This is a genomic window from Halomonas sp. BC2 (assembly GCF_002078115.1).
GTDB classification, from domain to species: domain Bacteria; phylum Pseudomonadota; class Gammaproteobacteria; order Pseudomonadales; family Halomonadaceae; genus Vreelandella; species Vreelandella stevensii.
Genome location: NZ_LFGT01000008.1, coordinates 101,624 through 106,940, shown reverse-complemented (window position 1 = coordinate 106,940; position 5,317 = coordinate 101,624). Strand labels below are relative to the sequence as shown.

The following is a 5,317-nucleotide window of genomic DNA, read 5'->3' as shown; positions in this document are numbered from 1 at the left end:
CCAGCCCGGCGGGCTGCTGCTTTCCGAACACCCGCCGGGCACCGTGGCGCGTCCGGCCTTTTTTCCACGCCGTAACCGCATCGTCACAGGGCTTTCGTTGGGGACCCTGGTGGTCGAAGCCACCGAGAAAAGCGGCTCGCTGGTGAGTGCCCGGCTGGCGCTGGAGCAGGGGCGAGAGCTGTTTGCCCTGCCGGGGTCGCTACATAACGTTCAAGCCCGTGGTTGCCTGCAGCTGTTGCGCAATGGCGCGACGCTGGTGCGCCACGTGGAGGACATTCTGGCCGAGCTGCAGCACTGGGCACCGCATTATTGGCCGATGCTCACGCCCTCGGAGGCAGCGCCTGCCGAGAAGGCCTCGCCTGCGGCCCCCGCGCCGATGTCGCCAACGCTCCCTGCCCAGACAGACTCTGCCCAGACAGAGCCGCCAGACCGCCTGCTGCACGCGCTGGGGCCTTCCCCCACGCCCATCGACTGGCTGGTGCAGAGCACGGGGTTGTCGGTCAGTGAGTGCCAGCAGCGGCTGTTGATGCTGGAGCTGGAAGGGCAGGTGGCCCAGCGTGCGGGTGGCTGGGTTCGGCTGACGGCAGCATGCTAAGATGGCGCTTTCTCGATCTGATGGTTCGATAGCCAGTAGGAGCGTCCATGAAAACGGCGGTTGACGTGAAAGCAGCGGTGCAGGCGCTACGGGAAGGGGGGGTGATTGCCTGCCCTACCGAAGCCGTTTGGGGGTTGAGCTGTGACCCGGACAATGACGAGGCGCTGGCGCACCTGATGCGCATGAAAGAGCGTGACCCGGCCAAGGGCGTCATTCTGGTGGCGGCTAGTATTCAACAGTTCCAGCCCTGGCTGAGCCAGTTACCCCTGGCGCTGCATGCGCCGCTGGCCGCCAGTTGGCCTGGCCCCAATACGTGGCTGGTGCCCGATAATGGCCGTAGCCATGGCCTCGTGCGCGGCGCTCACCAGAGCGTGGCCCTGCGCGTGACCGACCACCCGCTGATGAAAGCGCTCTGTGAAGCCTTTGGCGGGCCGCTGGTGTCCACCTCGGCCAATCGAGCCGGTGACCCACCCGCCATGAGCGCCGACGAGGTCGCCACCATTTTTGGCGAGGAAGTCGCGGCCATCGTGGCCGGAGAGCTGGGAGGCAATGCCAAGCCCAGCACCATCCGCGATTTAGTGACCGGCAAAGTGATGCGTGACTAGCCGCTCGGCTTCGTCACACTGTCAGCGATTCACGATTCACGATTCACGATTCACGATTCACGATTCACGATTCACGATTCACGATTCACGATTCACGATTCACGATTCATCTCACCAGGAGCTACCGTGGCCCACGAACACCTCGACGACGTCAAACACTACCTTCTGGATCTACAGGATCGGCTGTGCGCGGGTTTGAGCGCCGCCGATGGCCAGGCCACGTTCAGGGAGGATAGCTGGCAGCGTGAAGAGGGCGGCGGCGGTCGCTCACGGGTCATGACCGATGGGCGGGTGTTCGAAAAGGGCGGCGTCAATTTCTCGCATGTCTTTGGTGCTCAGTTGCCCCCGTCGGCCACCGCCGCCCGCCCGGAGCTGGCGGGGCGCAGTTTCCATGCGGTGGGGGTTTCCTGGGTCATGCATCCTGAAAACCCGCACGTCCCCACCAGCCACGGCAATGTGCGCTTCTTCATTGCCGAGAAGGAGGGCGAACCGCCGGTCTGGTGGTTTGGCGGCGGTTTCGACCTCACGCCCTACTACCCTGTATTCGAGGATGTGGTGCACTGGCATCGCGTGGCGCGTGACGCCTGCGCTCCGTTCGGGGAAGGGGTGTACGAGCGTTACAAGGCGTGGTGCGATGACTATTTCTACCTCAAGCATCGGGAGGAGACCCGAGGCGTGGGCGGGCTGTTTTTCGACGACCTCAACGAAGGCAGCTTCGAGGAGTGCTTTGCCTTTCAGCGCGCCGTGGGGGACAGCTTCCTGGCGGCGTATCTGCCCATCGTTGAGCGTCGTCAGGCCGATGCCTGGGGCGAGCAGGAGCGCGACTTCCAGCTCTACCGTCGTGGCCGCTACGTGGAGTTCAACCTGGTATGGGACCGAGGCACCCTGTTTGGCCTGCAAAGCGGTGGGCGCACGGAGTCGATTCTGATGTCCATGCCGCCCCTGGCGCGCTGGGAGTATGACTTCACGCCTGCCCAGGGCAGCCGCGAAGCGCAACTGCACGATTACCTGGTGCCGCGTGACTGGCTGGGTGAAGCGGGCCAGTCGTCTCAAGCTCAGACCCAGACTCAATCGCAACGCCAGCCCCGTGGAGAGACCTCATGAGCGACCGTTACTGCGTGTTCGGCAACCCCATCGAGCACTCCAAATCTCCGATGATTCACGCTGAGTTTGCCCGCCAGACCGAGCAGGCCATGGAGTACGTCGCGCAGCTGGCCCCCACCGACGGCTTCGCTCGTGCCTGGCAGGCCTTCGTGGCGGCGGGCGGGCGCGGTGCCAATGTGACCGTGCCTTTCAAAGGCGATGCCTTTGCGCTGTGCGACACGCTCAGCCACCGGGCCAAGCGCGCGCAGGCCGTCAATACGCTGATCGTCGGCGGCAATGGCCGCACCTATGGCGATACCACGGATGGGGTCGGGCTGGTACGTGACCTTGCCTATCAGGGAGTGACGCTGAAGGGTAAGCGCCTGCTGGTGCTGGGCGCTGGCGGTGCCGTGCGGGGCGTGCTGGAGCCGTTGCTGGCGGAAGAGCCTGCCTGCCTGCAGGTGGCCAACCGGACGGCCGAAAAAGCCACTCAGCTGGCCGCTGCCTTCGCCGACCTGGGGCCGATCACTGGCAGCGGTTACGCGGCCATCGAGGGGCCGTTCGATGTGGTGATCAACGGCACCAGTGCCAGCCTCTCTGGCGCGCTGCCGCCGCTGCCAGAGGCGCTGTTCAGCGAGGGCGGCTGGGCCTACGACATGATGTACGGGGCCGAGCCCACGGTCTTTCTGCGCTGGGCCGAGGCGCGGGGTGCCAGGCCGCTGGACGGCCTGGGGATGCTGGTCGAGCAGGCCGCCGAGTCGTTCTTTCTGTGGCGCAACGTGCGCCCCGAGACGTCTCAGGTGCGCACGCGGCTTCGACACTCATTGACGGGCGGCTAGCGGGGTTTGGTGTAGAACCCCACCATACACATCACCAGCCCCACCACGGAGAGCAGCATGCCGCCGTTCACCAGCAAGGGAGAGCGCTCCAGCCAGGAGACGAACGGCTGGGGCGTCTCGCGGCAGGCGCTTTCCAGGTAGTTCCAGTAGCCCCTTTCGAGATGGCAGGCGCGCACGTCGCCCAGCTCCCAGAAATAGACGCTCAGCAGCACCAGAATCGGCAGTACCAGCAGCAGTAAACCCAGTCGGATCATCTAAACCTCAATGTCAGGAGCGTATATCAGGGGCGTGGGCAGTTGGGCGTGCGACCGCTTTGGCGAGCTTCTTCGAAGCTGGCCATGGCGGGCTCCATGTTGGCCTGCAGGCCCTGGATGCGCTGCCCCTGGCTTGGGTGCGTCGACATCCAGGCAGGGGGCGCGCCCCCGCTGGACGCGGCCTGCATGTTTTCCCACAGAGTGACGCTTTCGCGGGGATCGAAGCCTGCCTGTGCCATCAGCTGCAGACCGATGACATCGGCTTCGCTTTCATGGCGGCGAGAGAAGGGCAGCGAAATGCCGTACTCGGCGCCCATGCCCAGCACGCCCATCAACTGCTGGCCTGCCGGGGTTTGCATGCCGGAGGCGCTGGAAATGACCGACAGGCCAAGCGAAGTGGCGCTTTGGGTGGAGGCGCGCTCGTTGGCATGGCGTGCCAGCACGTGGCCGATCTCGTGACCGATAACCGATGCCAGCTGATCCTGGTTGGTGGCCACGTTCAGCATGCCGGTATTGACGCCCATGTAGCCCCCTGGGAGGGCGAAGGCGTTGGGCTGCTCGGACTCGAACACGCGAATTTGCCAATCCAGATTACGCTGTTCGCCGGGCAGAATGTCGACGATGGCGTTGGTGATGCACTGGACGTAGCGGTGGCTCGCCTGGTTAGCTGTGGGTACGTCGCGCTGGTACTGCGCGAACGCCTGCTGGCCCATCTGATTGAGCTGGTCATCCGAGAGCAGCAGTAGCTGCGAACGGCCGGTGGGGGACGTGGAGCAGGCAGCCAGAGAGGCGCACAAAGCGGTGACGGCAAAGGGACGAAGCCAGCGCATAGACGGTTTCCTAATAGACGAGAAGGGATCCTTGCACACAAGATAACCACTGATAGCGGTAAATCAACTCCTATCATAACCTACTCTGAGGACTACCATGGATGCGCAATTAAGCCAGCGTTTGGCGCAGCTACTTGATCACATCGACCACTGGTTGCCGCCAGTGCCCACCCCGGTGGATTGGCAGACCCATGTGGCGGCCATTTGGCAACGCCACCCGCTGGGCGGCCAGCTGTTGCCGGTGCCGCCGCGGGATGGCATGACGCTGGACGACCTGCTGGGTATCGAACGGCAGAAGCTGGCCTTGGTCGATAACACCCGCGCCTTTCTGCAGGGGCTGCCCGCCAACCATGCCTTGCTGTGGGGCTCCCGCGGCAGCGGCAAGTCGTCGGTGGTGCGTGCGCTGCTCAACTCTCTGGCCAGCGAAGGGTTACGCCTGATTCAGGTCGACCGTCACGACCTGGCGAGCCTGCCACGGCTGGTCGAGCAGTTGCGCCATCAGCCCCACCGCTTCGTGGTGTACTGCGATGACCTGTCGTTCGAAGGCAACGATGATGCCTACAAGGCGCTGAAAAGCGTGCTGGATGGTGCCTTGACCGGTCCTCCCGAGAACGTGCTGCTGTATGCCACCTCCAACCGTCGGCACTTGCTGCCGGAGTCGATGGAAGACAATCAGGGAAGCCGCCTGGTAGGCGAAGAGCTGCACCATGGCGATGCCGTGGAGGAGAAGATCTCGTTGTCAGACCGTTTCGGGCTGTGGCTGGGCTTTTATCCGTTCAGCCAGGCAACCTACCTGGAGGTGTGTGAGCACTGGGTCAATCGCACGGGCAGCGGTAACGACTGGGACGATGGCGCGCGGGCGGAAGCCGTACGTTTTGCCACCCTGCGCGGTGGGCGCAGTGGCCGAACGGCGTGGCAGTTTGCGGCCCAGTACGTGGGCCGCAAGCGGCTGCAAGAGGAGCGTCAGCGCGTCGATCAGCGCTGAGGAATCAGCTGCCCATCGGCGCCGACGTTCAAGCGGATGGTCGGCGTCAGCAGGCCGGAGGGCAGCGTCATGCCCAGGCCGCGCAGATCCCCGGGGGTGATGGCCAGCTCGCTACCGGGGGGCAGT

The 5,317-nt window shown here is 64.5% G+C and carries 7 protein-coding genes; 5 read left to right on the top strand and 2 right to left on the bottom strand.

Annotation, left to right across the window (positions count from 1 at the left end; genetic code table 11):
- The 4 genes from B7L71_RS05840 to aroE all read left to right on the top strand — a co-directional run.
- Nucleotides 1-595, top strand: a 595-nt coding sequence (locus B7L71_RS05840; protein ID WP_139790054.1) for a DNA-processing protein DprA, incomplete at its 5' end; no start/stop codon positions are given.
- A gap of 47 nt (nt 596-642) precedes the next feature.
- Nucleotides 643-1,200: an L-threonylcarbamoyladenylate synthase gene (locus tag B7L71_RS05835; RefSeq protein ID WP_081136602.1), complete on the top strand. Its 558-nt coding sequence runs from the start codon at nt 643-645 to the stop codon at nt 1,198-1,200.
- 126 nt (nt 1,201-1,326) lie between these two features.
- A complete protein-coding gene (gene hemF, locus B7L71_RS05830; protein WP_081136600.1) occupies nt 1,327-2,304 on the top strand; it encodes an oxygen-dependent coproporphyrinogen oxidase in 978 nt (325 codons plus the stop codon).
- Nucleotides 2,301-3,122: a shikimate dehydrogenase gene (gene aroE, locus B7L71_RS05825; RefSeq protein WP_081136598.1), complete on the top strand. Its 822-nt coding sequence runs from the start codon at nt 2,301-2,303 to the stop codon at nt 3,120-3,122. Before hemF ends, aroE begins: the two co-directional genes overlap by 4 nt.
- Here the strand turns inward: aroE and B7L71_RS05820 are convergent.
- Both B7L71_RS05820 and B7L71_RS05815 read right to left on the bottom strand, forming a co-directional pair.
- Nucleotides 3,119-3,376 (bottom strand): hypothetical protein, encoded by a 258-nt coding sequence (locus B7L71_RS05820; protein WP_081136596.1) that lies wholly within the window; start codon nt 3,374-3,376, stop codon nt 3,119-3,121. The two genes, aroE and B7L71_RS05820, sit on opposite strands and share 4 nt — an antisense overlap.
- Nucleotides 3,377-3,402: 26 nt before the next feature.
- The gene (locus tag B7L71_RS05815; protein WP_016914930.1) at nt 3,403-4,206 is read right to left on the bottom strand and encodes a M48 family metallopeptidase; all 804 of its coding nucleotides are present in this window, start codon (nt 4,204-4,206) and stop codon (nt 3,403-3,405) included.
- Between the two features lie 97 nt (nt 4,207-4,303).
- On the opposite strand from B7L71_RS05815, the gene B7L71_RS05810 reads away from it, so the two are divergent.
- Nucleotides 4,304-5,191 (top strand): ATP-binding protein, encoded by an 888-nt coding sequence (locus B7L71_RS05810; protein ID WP_081136594.1) that lies wholly within the window; start codon nt 4,304-4,306, stop codon nt 5,189-5,191.
- The last annotated feature ends 126 nt before the right edge of the window (nt 5,192-5,317 follow it).